The organism is Amycolatopsis sp. TRM77291, assembly GCF_054166285.1.
The window spans coordinates 8,451,998-8,474,569 of record NZ_JBSZHF010000001.1 but is presented as its reverse complement, the minus strand read 5'-3'; the positions used below and the strand labels follow the sequence as shown (position 1 = coordinate 8,474,569).

General features: G+C 70.6%; 21 protein-coding genes and 2 pseudogenes. 13 read left to right on the top strand and 10 right to left on the bottom strand.

Annotated features, from left to right (window positions below; all coding sequences use genetic code 11):
• Position 1: 1 nt before the first annotated feature.
• A complete protein-coding gene (locus ACXIZN_RS39845; RefSeq protein WP_457959920.1) occupies positions 2-535 on the bottom strand; it encodes a hypothetical protein in 534 nt (177 codons plus the stop codon).
• 42 nt (positions 536-577) lie between these two features.
• On the opposite strand from ACXIZN_RS39845, the gene ACXIZN_RS39840 reads away from it, so the two are divergent.
• Positions 578-946 (top strand): hypothetical protein, encoded by a 369-nt coding sequence (locus ACXIZN_RS39840; protein WP_034305320.1) that lies wholly within the window; start codon positions 578-580, stop codon positions 944-946.
• On the opposite strand, the gene ACXIZN_RS39835 is transcribed toward ACXIZN_RS39840, so the two are convergent.
• The 3 genes from ACXIZN_RS39835 to ychF all read right to left on the bottom strand — a co-directional run bounded on the left by ACXIZN_RS39835 (position 947) and on the right by ychF (position 3,444).
• A complete protein-coding gene (locus tag ACXIZN_RS39835; RefSeq protein WP_457959918.1) occupies positions 947-1,672 on the bottom strand; it encodes a nucleotidyl transferase AbiEii/AbiGii toxin family protein in 726 nt (241 codons plus the stop codon).
• Between the two features lie 94 nt (positions 1,673-1,766).
• Complete coding sequence (locus ACXIZN_RS39830; RefSeq protein ID WP_457959916.1) at positions 1,767-2,309, bottom strand: hypothetical protein; 543 nt, start codon at positions 2,307-2,309, stop codon at positions 1,767-1,769.
• A gap of 52 nt (positions 2,310-2,361) precedes the next feature.
• A complete protein-coding gene (gene ychF / locus ACXIZN_RS39825; RefSeq protein WP_126737449.1) occupies positions 2,362-3,444 on the bottom strand; it encodes a redox-regulated ATPase YchF in 1,083 nt (360 codons plus the stop codon).
• Between the two features lie 105 nt (positions 3,445-3,549).
• On the opposite strand from ychF, the gene ACXIZN_RS39820 reads away from it, so the two are divergent.
• Positions 3,550-5,007: a DNA-3-methyladenine glycosylase 2 family protein gene (locus ACXIZN_RS39820; RefSeq protein WP_457959914.1), complete on the top strand. Its 1,458-nt coding sequence runs from the start codon at positions 3,550-3,552 to the stop codon at positions 5,005-5,007.
• Positions 5,007-5,507, top strand: a complete 501-nt coding sequence (locus tag ACXIZN_RS39815; protein ID WP_457959912.1) for a methylated-DNA--[protein]-cysteine S-methyltransferase — start codon at positions 5,007-5,009, stop codon at positions 5,505-5,507. Before ACXIZN_RS39820 ends, ACXIZN_RS39815 begins: the two co-directional genes overlap by 1 nt.
• Positions 5,508-5,566: 59 nt before the next feature.
• Here ACXIZN_RS39815 and ACXIZN_RS39810 read toward each other — a convergent pair whose 3' ends face one another.
• Positions 5,567-8,518 carry an AAA family ATPase gene (locus ACXIZN_RS39810; RefSeq protein WP_457959910.1) on the bottom strand — a complete coding sequence of 984 codons (2,952 nt, stop codon included), beginning with the start codon at positions 8,516-8,518 and terminating at the stop codon, positions 5,567-5,569.
• Positions 8,515-9,666, bottom strand: a complete 1,152-nt coding sequence (locus ACXIZN_RS39805; RefSeq protein ID WP_457959908.1) for an exonuclease SbcCD subunit D — start codon at positions 9,664-9,666, stop codon at positions 8,515-8,517. Before ACXIZN_RS39805 ends, ACXIZN_RS39810 begins: the two co-directional genes overlap by 4 nt.
• Positions 9,667-9,844: 178 nt before the next feature.
• On the opposite strand from ACXIZN_RS39805, the gene rmuC reads away from it, so the two are divergent.
• Both rmuC and ACXIZN_RS39795 read left to right on the top strand, forming a co-directional pair.
• Entirely contained in the window at positions 9,845-10,759 is a 915-nt protein-coding gene (gene rmuC, locus ACXIZN_RS39800) for a DNA recombination protein RmuC (protein WP_395875043.1), read from the top strand.
• A gap of 528 nt (positions 10,760-11,287) precedes the next feature.
• Complete coding sequence (locus tag ACXIZN_RS39795; RefSeq protein ID WP_457959906.1) at positions 11,288-12,181, top strand: DUF6542 domain-containing protein; 894 nt, start codon at positions 11,288-11,290, stop codon at positions 12,179-12,181.
• Positions 12,182-12,288: 107 nt separating this feature from the next.
• Here the strand turns inward: ACXIZN_RS39795 and ACXIZN_RS39790 are convergent, their stop codons facing one another.
• Positions 12,289-13,302: a 4-hydroxy-3-methylbut-2-enyl diphosphate reductase gene (locus ACXIZN_RS39790; protein ID WP_457959904.1), complete on the bottom strand. Its 1,014-nt coding sequence runs from the start codon at positions 13,300-13,302 to the stop codon at positions 12,289-12,291.
• 151 nt (positions 13,303-13,453) lie between these two features.
• Here ACXIZN_RS39790 and ACXIZN_RS39785 point away from each other — a divergent pair, with 151 nt between their 5' ends.
• From ACXIZN_RS39785 to ACXIZN_RS39760, 6 genes are all read left to right on the top strand, one after another.
• Positions 13,454-14,134 (top strand): lipid droplet-associated protein, encoded by a 681-nt coding sequence (locus ACXIZN_RS39785; RefSeq protein ID WP_457959902.1) that lies wholly within the window; start codon positions 13,454-13,456, stop codon positions 14,132-14,134.
• Positions 14,131-15,396 carry an exodeoxyribonuclease VII large subunit gene (gene xseA, locus ACXIZN_RS39780; protein WP_457959901.1) on the top strand — a complete coding sequence of 422 codons (1,266 nt, stop codon included), beginning with the start codon at positions 14,131-14,133 and terminating at the stop codon, positions 15,394-15,396. The genes ACXIZN_RS39785 and xseA overlap by 4 nt, the downstream gene beginning before the upstream one ends.
• Complete coding sequence (locus tag ACXIZN_RS39775) at positions 15,393-15,794, top strand: hypothetical protein (RefSeq protein ID WP_457959900.1); 402 nt, start codon at positions 15,393-15,395, stop codon at positions 15,792-15,794. Before xseA ends, ACXIZN_RS39775 begins: the two co-directional genes overlap by 4 nt.
• A complete protein-coding gene (locus tag ACXIZN_RS39770; RefSeq protein WP_126737489.1) occupies positions 15,791-16,012 on the top strand; it encodes an exodeoxyribonuclease VII small subunit in 222 nt (73 codons plus the stop codon). The genes ACXIZN_RS39775 and ACXIZN_RS39770 overlap by 4 nt, the downstream gene beginning before the upstream one ends.
• Before the next feature lie 84 nt (positions 16,013-16,096).
• On the top strand, positions 16,097-17,167 hold the full coding sequence (gene glpX / locus ACXIZN_RS39765) for a class II fructose-bisphosphatase (protein WP_034305363.1): 1,071 nt from the start codon (positions 16,097-16,099) through the stop codon (positions 17,165-17,167).
• Between the two features lie 9 nt (positions 17,168-17,176).
• Complete coding sequence (locus ACXIZN_RS39760; protein WP_457959899.1) at positions 17,177-17,944, top strand: S1 family peptidase; 768 nt, start codon at positions 17,177-17,179, stop codon at positions 17,942-17,944.
• 2 nt (positions 17,945-17,946) lie between these two features.
• Here the strand turns inward: ACXIZN_RS39760 and ACXIZN_RS39755 are convergent, their stop codons facing one another.
• Positions 17,947-18,936, bottom strand: coding sequence for an NAD(P)/FAD-dependent oxidoreductase (locus ACXIZN_RS39755; RefSeq protein ID WP_457959898.1), 990 nt, complete (start codon positions 18,934-18,936; stop codon positions 17,947-17,949).
• Between the two features lie 113 nt (positions 18,937-19,049).
• Between ACXIZN_RS39755 and ACXIZN_RS39750 the strand changes: the two genes are divergently transcribed.
• Complete coding sequence (locus ACXIZN_RS39750; RefSeq protein WP_457959897.1) at positions 19,050-20,447, top strand: class II fumarate hydratase; 1,398 nt, start codon at positions 19,050-19,052, stop codon at positions 20,445-20,447.
• A 228-nt stretch (positions 20,448-20,675) separates the two neighbouring features.
• On the opposite strand, the pseudogene ACXIZN_RS39745 reads toward ACXIZN_RS39750, so the two are convergent.
• A pseudogene (locus ACXIZN_RS39745) lies at positions 20,676-21,026 on the bottom strand (TetR/AcrR family transcriptional regulator); the annotation flags it as partial.
• Between the two features lie 42 nt (positions 21,027-21,068).
• Here ACXIZN_RS39745 and ACXIZN_RS39740 point away from each other — a divergent pair.
• Positions 21,069-21,524: an SRPBCC family protein gene (locus ACXIZN_RS39740; protein WP_457959896.1), complete on the top strand. Its 456-nt coding sequence runs from the start codon at positions 21,069-21,071 to the stop codon at positions 21,522-21,524.
• Here ACXIZN_RS39740 and ACXIZN_RS39735 read toward each other — a convergent pair.
• Positions 21,522-22,352: pseudogene (locus ACXIZN_RS39735) on the bottom strand (DMT family transporter); the annotation flags it as partial. The gene ACXIZN_RS39740 and the pseudogene ACXIZN_RS39735 overlap by 3 nt on opposite strands.
• Positions 22,353-22,572: the final 220 nt, after the last annotated feature.

Here is a 22,572-nt window from a genome sequence, read left to right as displayed (position 1 = left end):
CTCATGACGCCCAGCCGCGGGCGACCTGGCCAAGGACGTCGACGATGCCGCGGGACACGGCCTCCAGCTGGCCGCGGCTGCCGATGATCGGCCTGGGGTACGGCGGATCCGGATCAGGCTCGCCCTGGGAACGGCGGATGGCCAGCGCCACTGAGTGCAGCATCTCGGGCTCACCCTGCCGCTCGCCGTCCGCGAGCACCGCCAGGCGGCACTCCTGGGAGTTGATTCCCCGCCCGAGCCGCACCGCCATGCTGCACACTGTCGGCCCCTCGGTGACTTCCACGGTGAACGACCGGTGGCGCGGGCCGGGGAACGTCGATCCCGGCGAAACCTCGGCCCCGGCCGCGCGATACGCCCGCATGAACTCGCTCGCGGGGAGCGCGGCGAACCCACCGCTCGCGGTGAGCAGGGAGTCTTCCTCGTAGGTACCCGTCGCCGCCCAGTCTCGCTCGGCGTCGCACCAGCGGTACCAGTCCTCCGCGAAGTCCGTGCGCGCCAGGACACGGGCGAGCGGTGAGAGGGCGGGGCTCGTCATGCGGTTCATCCTCGGTCCGTGGCGGCGTGCTCGAATGGCCGCATGAAGAAGACGAAACGCGGGCCACTGCGGTTCCTCGTGATCGCCCGCACGGCACCCGGGCGTCACCCACACCCCATGGAGGTGGCCGTGCATCCGGCCGGCGCCGCTTCCCGCGTCTCGATCTCGGTGGGTCCGCATCCGGTGAACGCGGGTGGGCAGGTCGCGCTCTCCGCGGTGCTCGACGAGTCCCGGACCGGGCTCGATCCGCTCTGGGAGAAGGATTTCGACGCCGCCGAGCTGCACTGGGCGGTTCCGTACCTCGTCCGTCTCCAGGCCGGGGAGGACGTGGCGGACGAGATCGTGGCGGCCTACAGGGCGCGGCACGGGGAGGCGCCCGCGACGATGTTCCAGGAACGCTACGGTGTGTGATCAGACGGCGGCGATGCGCCGTACGAAGTCGTTGACCCAGACGACGGCCTCTTCGACCGACGGCAGCACATCCAGACCTTCCGCCGCCTCGGCGTAGAGCGTGTCCCACCGTTCACCCGCGACGATGGAGGGCGGCCATGTCTGCTGGCGCCGGTAGTCGAAGAGCCGTACGCACGTCTCGGCGATCTGGCCGAGGTCGAGACTCTCGCGCCGTTCGAGAAGCTGGAGGTCGGCGAGATCGCGCGCACGCTCGTTGCCCTCGCTGGAAACAGCGTGCAGCTTCTGGGCTATCTGGTGGTCTGCGCGCATCACGGGCACCGGTTTAGGAGTTTCCAGGCCGACTTCGGTGAAGAGGTCGGCCAAGTCCTCGGCGAGGTGGAACTCCGGCTCGTCGGCGTCGCCGATCTCGTTGTGACCGAGCTCGAACTTCACCGTGCACCACGCCTTGCCTCGATAGTCGAGCTTCACCTCGAAGGGCTGCATGACGTACGCCGTCGGAACGGCCGGAGGACGGGGCGCGGCCTTCTCGATCAATCTGCCGGTGAAGCCGGCCCACCCTCCCACCAGGGATTCCTCGAAGTCGCCGCGAAACCGGCCGAGCGGCTGGACTCGCGCGGCGTCGAGATCCTGGGTGAACCTCGTCTCGCGCCCGTAGCGCAACGCCATCGCGCTACCGCCTTTGACCGCTCCCTCGGGCAGCAACTGGCCGACGACGACCAGCGCCATGCTGATCCGGCGCGCCGGGCCAATCCGTCTTCACCTTCGAGGTTGCGGATGCGCTGCTCCAGGGAGCGCACACTCGTCGGCACGCCGGAATACCTCATGACCGGATTTCCTTTCTCAGCCCGCGCCACTCGGCGGTCGTCAGCAAGCCGTCCGCTCGCGCTTGCTCGGCGGCGGCCAGAAGACGCCCGGCCTCGATACGTCCACGGCACTCGAGTAGGGCATCGGCGACGGTTTGGGACTCGAGCCCCTCGTAGTACGTCGTCCGCACATCGCCTCGCACCTGGGTCAGCTCGACAAAGGCGGGCAGTTTCGGACGCGCGCGCCGACGAACGGCCACCTTGATCCGACGGGGGTTCACATCGGCGAGCCCGAACAGGGCCAATACCGACTCGCCATGGAGGTACGCGCCCTCGCCGACACGGAGGAGCGCCTCGGCGAATTGGTCGTATCTCGTGGGAGGAACGTCCGGCACTCGATACAGCCCGTACGCGACGTTCTCCAAGCCACCCCGAGCGGCCAGCTTCGGGAGCTCGACGGCGGGAACACCTGCCTCGACTGCGGCTTTCGTAGTCACATACCCGTAGTTGTCGAACGCTATCTCGCGAACGACGTCCCGGTACCTGACCTCGGCAGCCATGTCACAACTCTACCGAAAACGGTATTGTTGTGACAACCGGTCCGATTCGTCGTCAGACGTTGAAGCGGAACTCCACCACGTCGCCATCGGCCATGACGTAGTCCTTGCCCTCCATGCGCACCTTGCCCGCGGACCGGGCGGCGGCCATGGAGCCGTTCTCGACCAGGTCGTCGAACGAGACGACCTCGGCCTTGATGAAGCCGCGTTCGAAGTCGGTGTGGATGACGCCCGCGGCCTGCGGGGCGGTCGCGCCCTGCGGGATCGTCCAGGCGCGCGACTCCTTGGGGCCCGCGGTCAGGTACGTCTGGAGGCCGAGGGTGTGGAAACCGGCGCGCGCCAGCGAGTACAGGCCGGGCTCGTGCTGGCCGACGGACTCCAGCAGCTCGCGCACGGACTCCTCGTCGTCCAGTTCGAGCAGTTCCGCTTCGACCTTGGCGTCGAGGAACACCGCGTCGGCCGGGGCGACCAGCTTGGCCAGCTCCTCGCGGCGCGACTCGTCGGTGAGGATGCCTTCGTCGGCGTTGAAGACGTAGAGGAACGGCTTCGTGGTGAGCAGGCTCAGCTCGCGCAGCGCCTCGAAGTCGACCTCCTTCTGCGCCTGGAACAGCGTCCGGCCGGCGTCGAGGATCTCCTTGGCCTTGACCGCGTTGTCGAGCGCGGGCTTGTTCTCCTTCTTCGTCCGCGCTTCCTTCTCCAGCCGCGGCAGCGCCTTCTCCAGGGTCTGCAGGTCGGCGAGGATCAGCTCGGTGTTGATCGTCTCGATGTCGCTGCCCGGGTCGATCCGGCCGTCGACGTGGATCACGTCCGGGTCGTCGAACACGCGGATGACCTGGCAGATCGCGTTGGCCTCGCGGATGTTCGCGAGGAACTTGTTGCCGAGGCCCGCCCCCTCCGAGGCACCCTTCACGATGCCCGCGATGTCCACAAAGGACACGACGGCGGGCACGATCCGCTCGGAGCCGAAGATCCCGGCGAGCTTGTCCAGCCGCGGATCCGGCAGCGGGACGACACCGACGTTGGGCTCGATCGTCGCGAACGGGTAGTTCGCCGCGAGCACGTCGTTGCGGGTCAGCGCGTTGAACAGGGTGGACTTGCCGACGTTGGGCAGGCCGACGATGCCGAGGGTGAGACTCACGGGCCAGAAGTCTACGTGCCGCCCGCCGCCCCATCCGCCGAGGCCTTGATCGCCGTGTCGGATTTCCGCCAGCCGCGCCCCCGACCTGGTGGCACGATCGATGTCATGACCGAGCAGACCTTGGCCGAACGGGCGGTGTGGCGCGACACCGAACGGTGTTACCGCGCCGTCGCCGCCCGTGATTCCCGGTTCGACGGCCAGTTCATCATGGCCGTCTCCACCACCGGGATCTACTGCCGTCCGTCCTGCCCCGCGTCGACGCCGAAGCAGCAGAACGTCCGCTTCTACCCGACGTCGGCGGCCGCGCAGGCCAACGGCTTCCGCGCCTGCCGCCGCTGCCTGCCCGACGCCGTCCCCGGCTCACCCGATTGGGATATCCGGGCCGACCTCGCCGCGCGGGCGATGCGGCTCATCTCGGACGGGACCGTCGAACGCGACGGCGTCCCGGGGCTCGCGCGGCGGCTCGGCTATTCCGAACGGCAGCTCGGCCGCGTCCTCACCGCAGAACTCGGCGCCGGACCACTGGCTCTGGCCAGGGCCCATCGGGCGCACTCGGCGCGGCTGCTGATCGAGATGTCCGGGCTCCCGCTGACCGACGTCGCGTTCGCCGCGGGTTTCTCCAGCGTCCGCCAGTTCAACGAGACGATCCGGGAGGTCTTCGCGACGACGCCTTCGCAGCTTCGCGCCGCGAGCCTGCGCCGTCGCAAGGCCGAGGAGTTGCCGACCGGGACCCGGTTGAGCCTGCGGCTGCCGTTCCGCAAGCCGTTCGACGCGGCCGGCGTGCTGGACTTCCTGGCCGAGCAGGCCGTCCCCGGCGTCGAGCACGTGACGCGCGACGATTCCGGAGTGACCGGATACGGGCGCACGCTGCGGCTCGCGCACGGCACCGGCGTCGTGTGGCTGACCGCGAAGGACGACCACGTCCGCTGCGACCTGCGGCTCGCCGACCTGCGCGACCTGAGCAGCGCGGTGGCCAGGGTGCGGCGGCTGCTCGACCTCGACGCCGACCCGGAAGCGGTCGCGCGGGTCCTCGGGGCCGACCCCGCCCTCGCGCCGCTGGTCGAGACGATGCCCGGGATCCGGGTGCCCGGCACTGTCGACGGCGACGAGCTCGTGCTGCGCGCGATGCTCTCCCCCGCCGAGGCGGCCGAGCTCGCCGAGAGCCTCGGCGAACGCCTGCCCAGCTGCGACGAGGCGCTCGACGGGCTGACCACGCTGTTCCCGACGGCGGCCCAGGTCGCCGAACACGGCCCGGAACGGGTGGCCGCGGTGGCCCGCGCGCTGGCGGACGGGGTGGCGGTCCACGTGGGCCGCGATCCCTTGGAGCTGCGGGCGGAGCTGCTGGACCTCCCGGGAATCGGGCCGGGAACCGCGGACTACGTCCTGATGCGCGTGCTGGGCGCGCCGGACATCCTGCTGACCGGTGATCCGGCGCTGCGCCGGGGAGCGGCCGCGCTGGGCATCGCGGACGACGAAACGACGCTGGCCGAACGCGGACGGGCCTGGCAGCCCTGGTCCTCGTACGCCGGCATGTACCTGTGGCGTGCCGAAAAGGGAGAATGATGAGCATCGCGTATTGGTCCACAATGGACACCAGGATCGGGCCGTTCACCGCCGTCGTGGCGGGTGACGGTGCCGTGCTCGCCTCGGGCTGGACCGGCGACGTCGGCGAGCTGACGCCGCTGATCTCGCCGTCGCTGGCTCCTGGCGAAGTGAAGCAGCGACGGGACCTCGGCCCCGTGAGCACCGCGATCCGCCGCTACCACGACGGCGACCTGGGCGCGGTCGCCGACGTCGAGGTGCGGCAGCGGTCCGGCGCTTTCCGGGAGCACGCTTGGGAAATCCTGCGGAAGGTGCCGGCGGGCGAGCCGGTGAGCTACGCGGAGTACGCGGCGCTGGCGGGGAATCCGGCGGCGGTGCGGGCGGCCGCGTCGGCGTGCGCGAAGAACGCGGCGGCGTTGTTCGTGCCGTGCCACCGGGTGGTGCGGACGGGCGGCGGCGTGGGGAACTTCCGGTGGGGTATCCCGGCGAAGCAGTGGCTGCTGACGCACGAAGCCGCCTGAACAGCCTCGTGAGTGGTAAGGACGGTTAGAACCGTCCTTACCACTCACGAGGGAACCGGTCAGGCGGCGTGGATCTCCACCGAAGACCCCGTACGCGACTTCCGGATCCGCAGCCGCGTCGGGATCCGCTGCCGCAGCTCTTCCACGTGCGACACCAGTCCGACCACGCGGCCGCCGGCGCGAAGCTCGTCGAGGATGTTCATGACGATGTCGAGCGTTTCGGCGTCCAGCGTGCCGAAGCCCTCGTCGATGAACAGCGTGTCCAGCAGCGCTCCGCCGGTTTCGGCGGCGACGACGTCCGCAAGCCCCAGGGCCAGCGAGAGTGACGCGAGGAAGGATTCGCCGCCCGAAAGCGTCTTCGCGGGCCGGATGGTGCCCGAGTAGTCGTCGAGCACGTCGAGGCCGAGCCCGCCACGGGTGCCCCGCGCCCCGGCCGCGTCGGAATGCACGAAGGAGTAGCGGCCCTGGCTCATCGTCCGCAGGCGAGCCGTCGCCGCGACCGCGACCTCTTCGAGCCGCGCGGCGAGGACGTAGGAGCGCAGCGACATCTTGCGCGCGTTCTGCCCGCGTCCGTTGACCACCTCGGCCAGCGCCTTCAGTTCGAGATAGCCCTCCTCGACCGGCGCCAGCTCCGTCATCAAGGACGTCATCCGCTCGGCCAGCGCGGTCAGGTCCGTGTGCCGCGTCTTCGCCGTCCGCAGCGCCGCGAAAGCCTGCTCGGCCTCGGCCCGTGTCTCCTGCGCCGCGTCCGCCGAAGCACCGACGTCGATCTCGTCCTCCGGCGAGATGCCGAACAACTCGGGCTGCGCGAGTTCCTCTTTGGCGGCCCGCTCCATCACCTTGGCGTCGGCGAGACTGGCTTCCAGCTTCGTGATCTGCTCGTCCGGCCGCGCCGCGGCGCGCATCTCGTCGAGATCCGCGAAACCCTTGGCCCGCAACGCTTCCTTGACCAGTTTCGCTTGCTCGTCACGCCGCTCGCGGGCACCCGCGACAGCCAGCCGCGCTTCGGCGAGGGCGTCGAGGCGGGCCGCGAAGCCGAGCAGATGACGTCGTCGTGCGGCGACGTCGGCGAATTCACCACGGGCGGCCTCCAACCGGCGCTCGCGCTCGGCCAGCCGCTCGGTCAGCCCGCGCACCTCGGTCGCGACCTCGACCGCGCGGCGTTCGGCCGCCCCGCGCCGTTCGGTCAGCTGCTCGATCTTCCGTTCCAGTTCGAGGAGCCGCGTCTCGAGAGCGGGCTTTCGACGAGCCGTTTCAGACAGCGTGGCGACCAGGTCACGCGCTTCGGCGAGCCCGGACCGCAGTGTCTCGGCGGTGTGCTCGCCCAACCGCTCGATCAAAACGGCCAGGCGGTTTTCGGCCTCCTGCAACGCGGCTTTCGTCTTCTCGCGCCGCGCGTGCGCCTGCTGTTCCGCGGCTTCGGCGCGGCGTTCGTCCGCGGGATCGACCAGACCGCCGGTGTGCGTCGCCGGGGACGGATGCTCCGCCGACCCGCAGACCGGGCAGTCCTCGCCGGCGTGAAGACCGGCGGCGAGTTCGGCCGCCATTCCTTCGAGTCGCCGTTCCCGCAGGTCCAGGCGGTGCTGACGGGCCTGCTGATGGCTGTCCACGGCCTCGCTGACGGCCGCACGTGCCCGCTCGACGGCCTGACGTGTCTTGGGCACCTCTTCGGCGTCGCGAGCCAGCGCGGTCAGCTCGTCGACGCGCGCGCGGGCACCGTCGAGCTTCGCTTCGGCTTCGGCGGCAGCGGCCGTTTCGGCCCGCAAAGCCGCGACCTGCTCGGGCGCCGCGCCCAGCTCGGCGGCGAAGTCCTCGGCCTGCTTCTTCGCCTTCTCGGCGATGGCGTTCAGCTGCTCGCGGCGGATCAGGTCCTGTTGCTGCTGCTCGCTTTCCGCCACCAGTTCGGCGAGCGCGCCCGCTTCTTCCCGCAACCCGCCGGCGCGAGCGCGAAGCTCGGCGGCCGGACTCTCCGCCGCGTCCGGTACTTCCTGAGCCCGGAGCGCCTCAACGGCTTCGGCTTCCGCGAGCTGATCGAGCCTGCGTTCAAGGAGGTCCGCCTCCGCGACGACACCCGCCGCGCGATGCGCCGCCTCGACCTCCTCCGCCCACTCCGCACGCTGGCCCGCCTGCTCGGCGATCACCGACAGCCGCGTGTAGGCGGTGCGCACCCGGCGGATCCGTTCGGCGATGGACCGGTTCTCCTGCCAGACCGCTTCGGCCTTCTTGGCCGCCGTACGTGCCTTCGTGTCGCGCTCCTGTGCTTCGGCGACGCGCCGTGCCGACTCGGCGAGCACCTCTCCGGCCCACTCCGCCTGCCCTTCCTCGGGCGGTTCCTGCCTCGCGACCTGCGCGAACCGGGCGACCCACTCCCGCAAAGTCTGCTGCCGCGCGTGCAACTCGCGGCCACGCTCGGCACGCAGATTCGCGAACCAGTTCTCGACGTCGGAGAAGCGCTCGGTGCCGAACAGCCGCTCCAGCAATTCCTCGCGTTCGGCCGTGCTCGCGCGCAGGAACCGCGCGAATTCGCCCTGCGGCAGCAGGACCACCTGGAAGAACTGCTCGTGCGTCATGCCGATGAGCCGCTCGACCGTGCGCGCGACCTCGTCGATCCGCGTGATGCCCTCGGCCACGTGCCCGGCGGGGACCGTGCCGACCCAGCTCAGCACCGCCTTCGCCTGCTGGAGGGTCATCCCCTCGCCACGGCGCTTCGGCCGCTGGTACTCGGGGTTGCGCGCGATCCGCATCCGCTGGCCCTGCACGGTCAGTTCGAGGACGACCTCGGTGACCTGGTCGGGCTCGGCGAGGTCGCAGCGCAGCCGTTTGACCTCGCCGCGCGCGCCCGGGACGGTGCCGAACAACGCGAACGCGATCGCGTCGAGCAGGGTCGTCTTCCCCGCGCCGGTGTCACCGTGCAGCAGGAAAAGCCCGTCGGCGCCGAGCACGTCGAAGTCCACCACCTCGCGGCCCGCGTACGGACCGAAGGCGGCGACCTCCAACCGGTGCAGCCTCATACTTCGCGCTCCCTGCCCGCCGCGCCCAGCGCCGCCAGCACCAGCCGCTCCTCGCTTTCCGACGGCGCGGACCCGCGGCAGTCCTGCAGGAAACTCCGGGTGATCTCGACGTCGGATCGCCCGCGGACGGCTTCGGCGTACTTCAGCGCGGCACCGTCGTGCCCGCCTTCCGGCTGCCAGTCCATGTGCACCGCGTACGGAAACCGTTCACGCAGTTTGCGCATGGCGTCGATCGGGCGGACCCGGTCGGTGACCGTGAAGGAAAGGAAGTGTTCGGTGAGGTCGTCGTGCTCCGGATCCGAAAGGAGCTCCGCCAGCTCGCCCCGCAACATCGCGAGGTGGCGTGGCACCGGCAGTTCGTGCCGCCGGACCTCGGCGAGCCCGTCGGCGCCGAGTTCCACGAGCCAGACCGATTTCCGTTGGCGCGTCTCGGAAAACGAGTACGCCAGCGGGCTCCCGGAATAGCGCAGGTGCTCGGCGAGGGTCTGCGGGCCGTGCAGGTGGCCGAGCGCGACGTAGTCGACACCGTCGAACACCGAACCCGGCACCTGCTCGACGCCGCCGACCGCGATGGTCCGCTCGGATTCGGTCGGCTCGCCGCCGGTGACGAAGGCGTGCGCGAGCACCACCGACCGCGTTCCGGAGGGCCGCCCGGCGAGATCTTCACGGATCCGCCGCATCGCTTCGGTGAGCACGCCGGTGTGACCGCGGGACTCGGGCACGCCGAGGGCGTGCCGCGCGGGCTCCGGTTCGAGGTACGGGATCCCGTAGAGGGCGACCTCGCCGTGCTCGTCGGACAGCAGCACCGGCTCGGCGAGCCCGTCGATCGTGGCGCGCAGGTGCAGCCCGCCCGCCGCGGCGAACTCGGCGAACGCGCCCAGCCGCGGCGCGGAGTCGTGGTTGCCCGGTGTCATCACCAGTTCCGCCCCGGCCCGGCGGATCCGGCCCAGCGCGGTCGTGGCCACGCGGACGGCCTCCGCCGAGGGCACCGCGCGGTCGTAGATGTCCCCGGACACGAGCACGACGTCGACCGACTCGGCGGCCACGAGGTCGGCGAGATGGCCGAGCACGGTTTCCTGCTCGGCGAGCAGATCGGCGCCGTGGAAGGTACGGCCGATATGCCAGTCGGACGTGTGCAGGAGCTTCACGCAGCCCAAGGTAGGGCCGAGCACCGGCCGGAGAGGGGAGGCGCGCCCTTGACGGCACTGCGCTTTCCGACACGCCGGGGACGGCGCAGGTCAGATACGGAGCGCGACCACGCCGTCCCGTTTTTGTCGGTGGGTTCCGCCATGATGTCCCCGACTCGGATCCGGAGGGGAGGTAGCGGTGGCGACGGTGATCACCACCGCGGCCGTCGTGCTCGCGTTGCTGCTGCTCGTGGCCGTCGCGCTGTTGTGGCGGCTGTACAACGACGGCATGCGGCGGGCGGACGCGGCGGCGAAACAGGTCGCGGCCGAGCGGGCGAAGGCCGATCAGCAGCAGCTCGCGTTGCGCCGGTACGAGGTCGCGTTCGCCTCGATCAGCGGCCGGGGCGAGCTGGGCGAGCAGGTGCTCCTGGAGACCGCACGCGCGCTCGGGCTCCGCGAGGAGCTGCACTTCACGCTGCAAACGGATCTGGCGGGCGGCGGCGCCGCGAAACCGGACATGGTGCTGCGGGTCGGCGGCGGCCGGACCGTGCCGGTGGACGCGAAGGCGAGCATGGCCTGCTGGGCCGAGGCCGTCGAGACCGACGACCCCGAAGAACGGCTGGACGCGCTGCGGGTCCACGTCCGGCAGCTCCGGTCGCGGGCGGCCGAGCTGGCGGGCAAGGGCTACCAGCGCTGGGCCGACGCGATCTACGGGACGATCATGTTCGTCCCGTCCGACGCGGCCGTGGTGGCCGCGCTGGACACCGACCCGGAACTGCTGCGCTGGATGCTGGACCGGCGGGTCTTCCTCTGCGGGCCGACCGGGTTCGCCGTGCTGGCGTCGGCCGCGCTGTTCGCCGCGACCGAACGGGCGCTGGTCGAGGACGTCGAGCAGGTCCGGGCGGGCGCCGCGGCCGCGCACCGGGCCGCGGGCAACGCGGTCGACGCGCTGAACCTGTCGAGCACCCACCTGCAGCGCTTCATCTCGGCCCGGCGACGGGAGCTGGAGGCGCTCGAAAGCTTCCGGAGCACGGTCTCGCCGCTGACCGACGCCGCGGGCAGCCCGGCGCCGGTCCCGCTGATCAGGAAGGCGGACGAACTCCCGGCCTCGTGAGTGGCTTGAGGGGTAACTGACGTGTCGCGAAAGCCACTTTCGCGACGTCTGGTGTCCCGAAAGTGGCTTCGCGACACCATCGCGGGGAGCCGCCAGGGCAGGTCAGCCGCCATGCGACGCCCCACTGTGTGGATTTTGGGGCGTTGGACGACCAGAAATCCACACAGTCCGCCGCGAGTGGTCTGAGAGGGGTGTGTGGAAATAGGGACGTTGAACGCCCCTCTTTCCACACACCCCTCATTCGCCGTAACACTCGAGCACCCACCAAGCACTTCCTGTAGCCGGCCCGGGCAAACGCGCGGTCCCGCAGCAGCCCGGCCTCGGATGCGAACCGCACCTCTCCACCTGCGACTTCCGGAATCGGAGGCTCCATTTCGCCGGGCCCGACAACCTTGTCCGCCCCTCACGCGTAGTACTTCCGGTAAGCATCCGGACAGTCCGTCCGGGTGGTCCGGAATGACCACTACCAGGCGATAGACACACCGCCTGTTGGCGGTATGCCCGCAGCTTGGATATACGGTGGGACCTGTGACCGCGATTCGCGATCGCCAGAGCGATCCTGATGCCGACGACGTCCCCGTTGCCTGGGACGAGCGTCCGCTCGTCGGCGCCAGGCGCGGGTTGCCCTGGTGGGCGGCCGTCCTGGTGGGTTTCGGGCTCGCCATCCTTGGCGCCTTCGTCGACATGATGATGCAGAAGGACCTGGGCCTGCTGTTCAAGGCCTGCTACGCGCTCGGCGCGGTGGCCGCCGTGGTGGCCGTCCAGCGCCGCGGGCTGTTCGGCCCGATGGTGCAGCCGCCCCTGGTCCTCGCCGTGACCGTCCCGGGGGTCATCCTCCTGACCTCGGACGGCAGCAAGGGCACGGATCTGCTGTCGAGAGCCTTCGACGTCGGCACGCCGCTGATCAACGGCTTCCCGACGATGGCCATCACCACCGGCGTCACCTTGGCGATCGGTGTCTTCCGGATCTACCGCGAGCGCGATCCCGACGCTCCGGTCAAGGTGAAGCCGGGTACCAAACCGGAACGTCGCGACGAGGGCAAACCCGCCGCCCGGCCCGCCGCGGCCGCCGCGCCGGGCCGTGGTCGTCCCGCGTCCCGCACCGGCCAGACCCCGCCCCCGCCGTCCCGCCGCGGCGCTCCGCGAGACAGCGCGCCGCGTGACGGTGCGCCGCCCCGCCGCCGCCCACCGGTCGACGACGAGCGACGTCCCCGCCGTGACGCCGAGCCCGGTGCCCGCAAGCCGCCGCCACCGGGACGTCAGCCCCGGCGGCCGCGTCCGCCGGAAGACGGCGAACCGCGCCGTCGCGACCCCCGCGGCGAAAGCGCCCCCGGTGCCCCGCGCCGTCGTCCGCCGCGCGCGGACGATCCGCGCCGCGGAGGGCAGCCGCCTCGCCGCCGGCCGTGGGACGACGAGCGGTGAAGCAAGGGACCTTTGCTACCACGTGAGCCGCTGACCAGCGCTTGAGCCCGATCAAAAGAAGGGGCCGCCCGAGGAAGTCCTCGGACGGCCCTTTCTCGTAAGGAAGGTCAGGCCTTCGCGGCCTTGCGCAGCTCGTGCGGCAGCGCGAACGCGATCTTCTCGTTGGCCGTGGTGACCTCGTCGACGCTGTCCCAGCCGCGCTCGGCCAGCCACGCCAGCAGGTCCATGACCAGCACCTCCGGCACCGAAGCACCGCTGGTGACACCGACGGTCTCGACACCTTCGAGCCACGCTTCGTCGACTTCGTGCGCGAAGTCGACCAGGTGCGACGCGCGCGCCCCCGCCTTCAGCGCGACCTCGACCAGCCGCTTCGAGTTGGACGAGTTCTGCGAACCGACCACCAGCACCAGGTCGCACTCGGCGGCCATGGCCTTGACCGCGACCTGGCGGTTCGTGGTGGCGTAGCAGATGTCGTCGCTGGGCGGGTCGGCCAAGCCGGGGAACTTGTCCCGCAGCTGATCGACGCGTTCCATGGTCTCGTCGACCGAAAGGGTGGTCTGCGACAGCCAGATGACCTTCGACGGGTCGCGGACCTCGACCTTGTCGACGTCTTCGGCGGTGTCGACGAGCTGCACCTTGTCGGGCGCCTCGCCGGCCGTGCCTTCGACCTCTTCGTGGCCTTCGTGACCGATCAGCAGGATGTCGTAGTCGTCCTTCGCGAACCGGTTGACTTCCTTGTGCACCTTCGTCACGAGCGGGCAGGTCGCGTCGATGGTCCGTAGGTTGCGCTCGGCGGCCTCGGCGTGCACCGCGGGCGAGACGCCGTGCGCGGAGAACACCACCAGCGCGCCTTCCGGCACCTCGGAGGTCTCGTCGACGAAGATCACGCCACGTTCGCGCAGGGTGTCCACGACGTGCCGGTTGTGCACGATCTCCTTGCGCACGTACACCGGTGCGCCGTAGAGCTCGAGTGCCTTCTCGACGGCGATGACCGCGCGGTCGACACCGGCGCAGTAGCCGCGTGGCTTGGCGAGCAGGACACGTTTGCCACCTGCCGGCACACCGGACTCGGTGATCGTCGGACTGCCGGCGGGCGTGATTCCGGGACTCGCAGAACTCATGCCCCCAGGGTACGGGCTGCCCCGGGGGCTCCTCGCACTCACGTTCAGGTGACCAGGGAACCCCTCCAAAGGATGTGCGTGGAGTCACGTCCGGTGAGCCGACACACCCGTTCGGTTGGGCAGGATGGCCCGGATACGGCAGGCTAGACGCATGAAGCCTCTCCCGCTCCCCCTCCGGGTCGCCGCGGGCCTCGCCGTCACCACCGCCGAGCGGGTTCGCGAACTTCCCAAGCAGCTCACCGGGCTCCCCGTCACGGTGGTCAGCCAGGTGCTCCAGTTCTCCATGCGCGTCCAGCAGCACGTCACCGAACTCGCGATCAAGGGCGACGACGTGCTGGCGGGCCTCCGCCCGGTCGAGGACACGCCCAGCTGGGCCACCTTCGACGAAGATCTCCCGCCGGACCTCGGCGAACGCCGGTACGAGCGCGACTCGTGCGTCATCCCGCTGCGGGAAGACCGGGAAGACCCTGAGGTACCCGAACCGCGCGCGGAGACGAACGGGCGCCTGCACGACCTCGAAGCCCTCACCGAAGACCCGTGGGCCGAAGAGGAGCGCGCGCTCGCCGAGGATCACGCCGACGGCGAGTTCGACAGTGTCGCCGGTGGGAGCGCGCCCGTCACCTCCGGCCCCGCCGGGCTGGACGACTACGACACGCTCACCCTGCCGCAGCTGCGCGCCCGCCTGCGCCGGTTCGACCTCGCGCAGCTGGAAGAGCTGCTGACCTACGAAAAGGCGAACGCCGACAGGGCTTCGTTCGTCGGCATGCTCGCGCGGCGCATCGGCAACGTGAAGAAGGCCGACGGCGACGGCGACAGCGCGGAAGGCCAGTGAGCGCCGAACCCACCTCCGCGACGGCGGGCCCGTCCACCACCGCCGAGAACCCGTGGCCGGTCCGTACGGTCGCCCGCAAGGTCGGCGAGTGGATCAACCGGCTCGGCGCGGTCTGGGTCGAAGGCCAGGTCACGCAGATCTCGGCCCGCCAAGGCACCAACACCGCGTTCCTGACGCTGCGTGACCCGTCCGCGGACGTCTCGATGTCGGTGACCTGCCCGATGGGGTTGCTGCGCACGATCGAACCGCCGCTGCGCGAGGGCGCGAGCGTCGTGGTGCACGCGAAGCCGACGTTCTTCATGAACCGCGGTTCGCTGAGCCTGCGCGCCAACGAGATCCGCGCGGTCGGCATCGGCGAGCTGCTGGCGCGGATCGAGCGGCTGCGGCGGCTGCTGGCCGCCGAGGGCCTGTTCGCGCCGGAACGCAAACGCAAGATCCCTTTCCTGCCCAAGGGAATCGGGTTGATCACCGGCCGCGCCTCCGCCGCCGAACGCGACGTGCTGGTGAACGCGCAGGCCCGCTGGCCGCATGTCGCGTTCAAGGTGATCAACACCGCCGTGCAGGGTTCGCTCGCCGTCCCGCAGATCCTTCAGGCACTGTCCAAACTGGACCGTGATCCGGACGTCGACGTCATCGTGATCGCGCGCGGCGGCGGCAGCGTGGAAGACCTGCTGCCGTTCTCCGACGAGGCGCTGTGCCGCGCCGTGTCCGCGGCCGGGACGCCGGTGGTCAGCGCCATCGGGCACGAGCCCGACACCCCGTTGCTCGACCACGTCGCCGATCTCCGCTGCTCGACGCCGACCGACGCCAGCAAGCGGATCGTGCCCGACGTGCGCGAGGAGACCCAGCGCGTCCGCCAGATGCGCGATCGCGGCCGCCGGGCGCTGCACGGCTGGGTGGACACCCAGGTCAGGCTGCTGAACCAGATGCGCAGCCGTCCCGTGCTCGCCGACCCGCTCGGCCCGATCCGGCGGCGCTCGGACGACGTCGAGATCCACCGCGAACGCGGGCGGCGTGCGATGCTCACGCTGCTCGCGAAGGACCAGGCCGAGATCGCCAGCGCCCGCGCGCGGCTGACCGCGCTCGGCCCGGCGGCGACCCTCGAACGCGGCTACGCCGTGGTGCAGTACACCGACGCGGAAGGCAACCTCCAGGTACTCCGGTCCGTCTCCGAAGTCGCGGACGGCGCGAAACTGCGCGTCCGCGTGGTCGACGGCGCGCTCGGCGCCGTCGTGTCGGGTACGCCGGAGGAGGAGCGTTGACGGCGAGTTTCCTGCCTTTGACCATCGACGCCGCGAGACGTGCCGGCGCGCCCGAGGTGCTGCGCAACGCGCTGCTGACCGACCGCGCGGCCGCGGAGTGCTGGACGGTGCTGCTGGCCGGATGCGACTTCGCCACCAAGCGGGGTCTCGACGCCCAGCTGCGCAAGCTCTCCGAAGCGACGGCCGAACACGTCGGCACCCGATGGTGGTTCGCGGACGGCACGGTGCAGCGCAAACGGGTGGCGCGGGCCCAGGAGAACCTGGTCGCGGCGATCGCGGAGGGTGACGGCCAGGAGTTCGCCCTCGCCTTCGTGGGTTACGACAACGCCATGGCCGGCGCGGTAGTGTGCGCGGGTATCGGCAAGCACCGACGTCCGGTAGAAGGAAGCACAGCGTGAGCGAGACCGCCGAACTCGGCTACGAACAGGCCCGCGACAGGCTCGTCGAGGTCGTCCGCGAGCTCGAAGCGGGCGGGCTGTCCCTGGAACAGTCGCTCGCCCTGTGGGAGAAGGGCGAGCAGCTGGCGAAGGTCTGCGAGCACCACCTGGAGGGCGCGCGCGAGCGGATCGAGGCGGCGCTTTCGTCCGTCGAGGACGAGACCGGCGACGGTCAGTGACGTTCACCATGCTCCTGTGCCACCGAACCGCCGCGGGTATCTGAGAGACTGGGACCCCGCCGAGTTCCTGACCCGGGAGGCCGCATGCCCACCCCCACCTCGTCCGCCAGCTCTTCTCGACGCCCCGAAGCCCCCGACCGCAACCTCGCGATGGAATTGGTCCGCGTGACCGAAGCCGCCGCGATGGCCGCGGGACGCTGGGTCGGGCGCGGGGACAAGATCGGCGGGGACGGTGCCGCGGTGGACGCGATGCGCCAGCTGGTCTCGACCGTGTCGATGCGCGGTGTCGTCGTCATCGGCGAGGGCGAGAAGGACGAAGCCCCGATGCTGTTCAACGGGGAAGAGGTCGGCAACGGCGACGGTCCGGACTGCGACGTCGCGGTCGACCCGGTCGACGGCACGACCCTGATGGCCAAGGGCATGCCGAACGCGCTCGCCGTGCTCGCGGTCGCCGAACGCGGCGCGATGTTCGACCCGTCCGCGGTGTTCTACATGGAGAAGCTCGCCGTCGGACCGGACGCCGCGGGCAAGGTCGACCTGGCCGCCCCGATCGCGGAGAACATCCGCCGGGTCGCGAAGGCCAAGAACTCCAGCGTCTCCGACGTCACCGTGTGCATCCTCGACCGGCCGCGGCACGAAAAGCTGATCAAGGAGGTCCGCGAGGCGGGCGCCCGGATCCGCTTCATCTCCGACGGCGACGTAGCGGGCGCGATCGCCGCGGCCCGGCCGAGCACCGGCGTCGACATGCTGCTCGGCATCGGCGGCACCCCCGAAGGCATCATCGCGGCCTGCGCGATGAAGTGCCTCGGCGGCGAACTGCAGGGCCGTCTGTGGCCGAAGGACGACGCGGAGCGTGAGAAGGCGCTGGCCGCGGGCCACGACCTCGACCGCGTGCTCGGCAACGACGACCTCGTCCGCGGTGACAACGTGTTCTTCTGCGCCACCGGCGTCACCGACGGCGACCTGCTGCGCGGCGTGCACTACCGCGCGGGCGGCGCGACGACCCAGTCGATCGTGATGCGCTCGAAGTCCGGCACCGTCCGGATGATCGACGGCTACCACCGGCTGACCAAGCTCCGCTCGTACTCGTCCGTCAACTTCGACGGTCACCTCGACGACTCACTGGAAGACGACGTGGTTCCCCCGCTCCCCTAAGGAGAAACCGTGCTCAAGCGCGTGCTCGTGGTCCTGCTCGCGGCGATGCTCCTCACGCCGGCCGGGCAGGCCACGGGCGCGGGCGACCTCGTCGGCGGCAGAGAGGCCGACGAGCCGTATCCGTTCATCGCGTCCCTGCATTCGGTCTCCGGCAAGGCTTTCTGCGCCGGGACGCTGATCGCGGCGGACTGGCTGGTGACGGCCGGGCACTGCGTCGAAGGCAAGAACCCGGCGAACCTGAGCGCGCGGATCGGCAGCACCGACAACACCCAGGGCGGTGAGATCGCGAAGCTCGCCGAGATCATCGTGAACCCGTCCTACAACCCCGAGCCCGAGCACGCGGGCGGTGATCTCGCCCTGGTGCGGCTGGCCGCCCCGGTGAAGGCGGCGCCGATCACGATCGGGGCCGTCGTCGCGCCCGGGACGCCGACGCGGCTGCTCGGCTGGGGCCAGACGTGCCCGACTTCGGGGTGTGGCAAGGGTCCGGCGAAGCTGCGGCAGCTGGACACGAAGATCGTCGAAGGCGCGCGGTGCACCGCGAAGTTCGACGGTGCCGTCGAGTTGTGCACCGACAACCCCGGCGGGAACACGGGTTCGTGCTACGGCGATTCCGGCGGGCCGGAGATCGCCAAGGTGGACGAGAAGTGGGTGCTGCTGGGCACCATCAGCCGTCCGGGTAACGCGGACCCGGTGTGCGCGACTTCGCCGTCGATCGCGACTTCGGTGGTGGCGTACGCGCAGTGGATCGCGGAGAAGATCACGCCGCCCGCCGCGTGACGCTACTCGGCGTTGCTCGAGTGCCCCGGGAACAGATGCGCGTCCGGGTCCAGCATGACCGCGATGTTGTTCACCGCCGTCGCCGCTTCCCCGAATCCCGTCGCGATCAGCTTCACCTTCCCCGGATACGCCGCGACGTCGCCCGCCGCGTAGACCCGCTCCCGCGGCGTCGCCATGGTCGAGTCGACGGCGATCGCGCGGTGGTCGATCTGGAGTCCCCAGCTTTCGATCGGCCCGAGATCCGCGGTGAAACCGAGCGCGGCGACGACCGTGTCGGCGCGCAGCACCTCGGGTTCGGCGCCCTTGACCTGGATCTCGACCTCCGCCAGCGTGCCGTCGCGGTCGAGGAACCGGGTGACCTCGGCGTCGGTGACGATCCGGACGCCCAGCTCCCGCGCCTGCCGCACGATCGACTCGGCCGCGCGGAACTTCGCGCGCCGGTGCACGAGGGTGACGCTCGCGGCGACCGGGTGCAGCGCGAGCACCCAGTCGAACGCCGAGTCCCCGCCGCCGACGACGACCACGTGCTGCCCTTCGTGTGCCTTCAGCGAGGGCACGAAATGGACCATGCCACGCCCGAGCCAGCCGTCGCCGGCGGGCAGCGGCCGCGGGGTGAATTCGCCGATCCCGGCGGTGATCAGCACCGCACCGGCGCGCAGGACCTGCCCGCCGTCGAGGGTGACGGTGATGCCGCCTTCGACGCTTTCGAGTTTCTCGGCCTTGCGCCCGAGCAGATACGCCGGTTCGAACGGCGCGGCCTGATCGAGCAGGCCCCGCACCAGATCGCGGCCACGGACCTCGGCGAACCCGCCGACGTCGTAGATCATCTTTTCGGGATACATCGCGGTGACCTGTCCGCCGGCTTCCGGCAGTGAATCCACGACGGCCATCGAAAGGCCGCGGAATCCCGCGTAGTAGGCGGCGAACAGGCCCGTCGGACCGGCCCCGATGATGACGAGGTCGTACGACGTTTCCCCAGCGGACTCGCTCATTCGGCACTCTCCCGGCCGGTGGTGGGCGGCGTGATCGAGAACACATTCGATCCTAGCCCTCGCGTGCCGAAAGACACGGAGCGCGCCGCGAGGCGCTGCGCGAGACTTGGGGTATGGCTGAACAGGAATACCGGATCGAACACGACACCATGGGCGAGGTGCGCGTCCCCGTCGACGCCCTCTACCGCGCGCAGACGCAGCGCGCCGTCGAGAACTTCCCGATCTCCGGCCGGGGCCTGGAGCGCGCCCAGATCCGCGCGCTCGGCCTGCTGAAGGCCGCCGCGGCGCGGGTCAACGCGCGGCTCGGCGTGCTGGACGCCGAGGTCGCCGAGGCCATCGCGAAGGCCGCCGACGAGGTCGCCGAGGGCCTGCACGACGCGCATTTCCCGATCGACGTGTTCCAGACGGGTTCCGGGACGTCGTCGAACATGAACGCCAACGAGGTCATCGCCACGCTCGCGTCGAAGGCGCTGGGCCGCGACGTGCACCCGAACGACCACGTCAACGCCTCGCAGTCCTCGAACGACACCTTCCCGACGACGATCCACGTCGCCGCGACGGAGGCCGTCCTGTCCGACGTGATCCCGGCGCTGGAGTACCTGGCCGCCGCGATCGAGACGCGGGCGGGCGAATGGGCGGACATCGTGAAGTCCGGCCGCACGCACCTCATGGACGCCGTGCCGATCACCTTCGGTCAGGAGGCGGGCGCGTGGGCGTCGCAGGTCCGGTTCGGGGTCGAGCGGCTGAAGTCGGGACTGCCGCGGCTCGGTGAACTGCCGATCGGCGGGACCGCGGTCGGTTCCGGGCTGAACGCGCCCGAGGGTTTCGGCGCGGCGGTCTCGCAGGAACTGGCTTCGGTGACCGGTCTCCCGCTGACCGAGGCGCGCGACCACTTCGAGGCGCAGGCGACGCAGGACAGCGTCGTCGAGACGTCCGGGCATCTGCGCACGGTCGCGGTGTCGCTGAACAAGATCGCGAACGACCTGCGCTGGCTGGGTTCCGGCCCGCGCACCGGGCTCGCCGAGCTGGCGCTGCCGGATCTCCAGCCGGGTTCGTCGATCATGCCGGGCAAGGTGAACCCGGTGATCCCGGAGGCGACGCTGCAGGTGGTCGCCCAGGTGATCGGCAACGACGCGGCGGTGGCCTTCGCCGGCGCGGCGGGCAACTTCCAGCTCAACGTGAACCTGCCGGTGATCGCGCGCAACGTGCTCGAATCGGCGCGGCTGCTCGCGGCCGTCTCGCGGCTGCTGGCGGACAAGGTGTTCGCGGGCGTGACGGTGAACGCCGACCGCGCGCGCGAGTACGCCGAAGGGTCGCCGTCGATCGTGACGCCGCTCAACAAGTACATCGGCTACGAAGAGGCCGCCGCCATCGCGAAGCAGGCGCTCAAGGAGCTGAAGACGATCCGCGAGGTCGTGATCGAACGCGGTCACGTCGCGAACGGCAAGCTCACCGAAGCCCAGCTGGACGAGGCTCTCGACGTACTCCGCATGGCACGCGGAGGCCGCTAAGCGCCGAGCGCGACCACAGCCGCATGAAGCGGTGAGGCGAGCGAAGCCGCCAGCCCACCCGAAGGCGGTGTCTCGGTGAAAAGGTGCAGCCACGTCAGCACCGGGCCGAGCAGAAGCGCGTGCACGAGAGCCGGATCGGGGGGGGGGGGGGGGGGGGGGGGGGGGGCCGGCCCGATCCAGCATCTGGACCAGGTAGCCGCGTTCACGGCCGAGGAACACCTCGCCGAACCGGGCTTCCAGCGCCGGGTCCGCCCGGACGTCGGCGAGCAGCGAGGGCAGCGCCTGCCGGAGTTCTGCACCGTCCAAAGAGGACTGGATCACCGCGAGGACCGCGGCCACGTCGCCCCGCAGCGAGCCGGTGTCCGACGGTGGTTCGAGCTCGACGGGATGGATCACCGCGGCGAACACGAGCTCCGCCTTCGACCGCCACCGCCGGTACACCGCGGCCTTGCCGACCCCCGCCCGCGCCGCGACCGCGTCGATCGTGCAGCGCTGGTAACCGGTTTCGGTCAGCAACGCCCGCACGGCCTCGCGGACCGCGTCGTCGATTCCTTCTTCCCTCGGCCTGCCTCTCGCCATGCCCCAGTTTACGAGACTGTCAGTTCCGTATATCGTCCGGGTATGACCTGGACCAGAACGTCCCGCGAGATCCTCCCCTGCCCGCCGTCCGCGCTCTGGGCGCCGCTGGCCGACTTCACCCGGTGGCCCGACTGGGATCCCGACCTCGCCTGCGTCGAACTGCACGGCCCCGCCGAGGCGGGCTCGACCGGTTTCCTCGTACCTAACGGATTCCGCGGCCGCGTGCACTCACGGGTCGCCGAGCCGTTCACGATCACGTCCCTGATCGAGGACCGCGAGATCGCCTTCCGCCAGCCGATTCCCTTGGGCGCCATGGATCTCGTGCTGACCCTGACCGAGGTCGACGGCGGGACGGAGTTCGTCCAGAAGGTCACCATGGGCGGGCCGCTGCGCTCGGTCATGGTCGCGATCATCGGCGGCGACGTCGTCAAGCACTTCGACGTCAAGTGCGCCAGGCTCGCCGAGCTTGCGACGGCGCAGGCCGATCGCGACCCCTGAAGACACCAGCGCGACTCCGATCACTTGGGAGAAGCGGAAATCCTGCATGCCCAGCAGGAGAGAGACGGCGAGGCCGGAGACCGGCATCAGCCCGACCAGCACCCCGGCCCGATCCGCGCCCAGCGCCGAAACCGCCGAGTACCAAAGAAGAAAAGCGATCGCGGTGACGACGACCGTCAGGTAGCCGAGCGCGATCAGTTCACGCCCGTCCGGCCACGCCCAGGCGCCGGACGGGTCGGCGATCGTCCCGACGATCGCGCCGCCCGCGCCCGCGGCGAAGCACCCCCAGGTCGCGGTCGCCAACGGCCCGAGCCTCTCGAGCACGCCGACGGCGAGCAGCGTGAAGAGCGCTTCGCACACCATCGCCAGCGCCGCGAGCACCAGACCTTGCCAGCGCGCCGCACCACCGCCCGACAACACGGCGATGCCGAGGCCGGCGAGCACCGCCCCGGTCACCGGTGCCAGTGAAGGCCGTTTCCTCTTGGCCAGCGGGCCCGCCAGCGCGAGCACGAGCGGCGTGCCGCCGAGGAACGCGGCGACCAGACCAGGTTCGGCGTAGCGCTGAGCGAACAGGAGACAGGCCTGGAACCCGATCATGCCGGTCGCCGCGAGGGCGATCAGCGACGGGATGTCGCGCGCGCCCGGCAGCGGCAACGGGCGTCCGCTCAGCCGCGCCCACGCCAGCAGGAGCACGCCCGCCAGCGCGTACCGCAGCGCCTGCCCGGTGATCACCGGGTAGGCGTCGAGCATTCCCGTCACCGGCACGGACGCGCCGACGATCAGCACCCCCAGTACGCCGATCGTCACGCCTCTTCGTTCGTTGTCCATGCCCTCACGATGGCCGCTTTTTGGTCCAACCCACAGAGCCAAATCACGCTTTCTAGACAGGGCCAAAAGCTGGCCAGTGCGGTGCTCGGGTGAGATGTCCCCAATGTGGCATTGGGGACACGCGATCGGGCCCATCGGCACGCCGCTCGCGCCCACCCGCTCATCCTCCGCAGCCGTGTCGCGAAAGCCACTTTCGGGACACCAGATGTCCCGAAAGTGG

Bases quoted from the DNA above. Each gene is read 5' to 3' on its own strand.
- ACXIZN_RS39845 (WP_457959920.1), bottom strand. From the start codon at position 535: ATGACGAGCCCCGCCCTCTCACCGCTCGCCCGTGTCCTGGCGCGCACG.
- ACXIZN_RS39840 (WP_034305320.1), top strand. From the start codon at position 578: ATGAAGAAGACGAAACGCGGGCCACTGCGGTTCCTCGTGATCGCCCGC.
- ACXIZN_RS39835 (WP_457959918.1), bottom strand. From the start codon at position 1,672: ATGGCGCTGGTCGTCGTCGGCCAGTTGCTGCCCGAGGGAGCGGTCAAA.
- ACXIZN_RS39830 (WP_457959916.1), bottom strand. From the start codon at position 2,309: ATGGCTGCCGAGGTCAGGTACCGGGACGTCGTTCGCGAGATAGCGTTC.
- ACXIZN_RS39820 (WP_457959914.1), top strand. From the start codon at position 3,550: ATGACCGAGCAGACCTTGGCCGAACGGGCGGTGTGGCGCGACACCGAA.
- ACXIZN_RS39815 (WP_457959912.1), top strand. From the start codon at position 5,007: ATGAGCATCGCGTATTGGTCCACAATGGACACCAGGATCGGGCCGTTC.
- ACXIZN_RS39810 (WP_457959910.1), bottom strand. From the start codon at position 8,518: ATGAGGCTGCACCGGTTGGAGGTCGCCGCCTTCGGTCCGTACGCGGGC.
- ACXIZN_RS39790 (WP_457959904.1), bottom strand. From the start codon at position 13,302: ATGAGTTCTGCGAGTCCCGGAATCACGCCCGCCGGCAGTCCGACGATC.
- ACXIZN_RS39785 (WP_457959902.1), top strand. From the start codon at position 13,454: ATGAAGCCTCTCCCGCTCCCCCTCCGGGTCGCCGCGGGCCTCGCCGTC.
- glpX (WP_034305363.1), top strand. From the start codon at position 16,097: ATGCCCACCCCCACCTCGTCCGCCAGCTCTTCTCGACGCCCCGAAGCC.
- ACXIZN_RS39755 (WP_457959898.1), bottom strand. From the start codon at position 18,936: ATGAGCGAGTCCGCTGGGGAAACGTCGTACGACCTCGTCATCATCGGG.
- ACXIZN_RS39750 (WP_457959897.1), top strand. From the start codon at position 19,050: ATGGCTGAACAGGAATACCGGATCGAACACGACACCATGGGCGAGGTG.
- ACXIZN_RS39740 (WP_457959896.1), top strand. From the start codon at position 21,069: ATGACCTGGACCAGAACGTCCCGCGAGATCCTCCCCTGCCCGCCGTCC.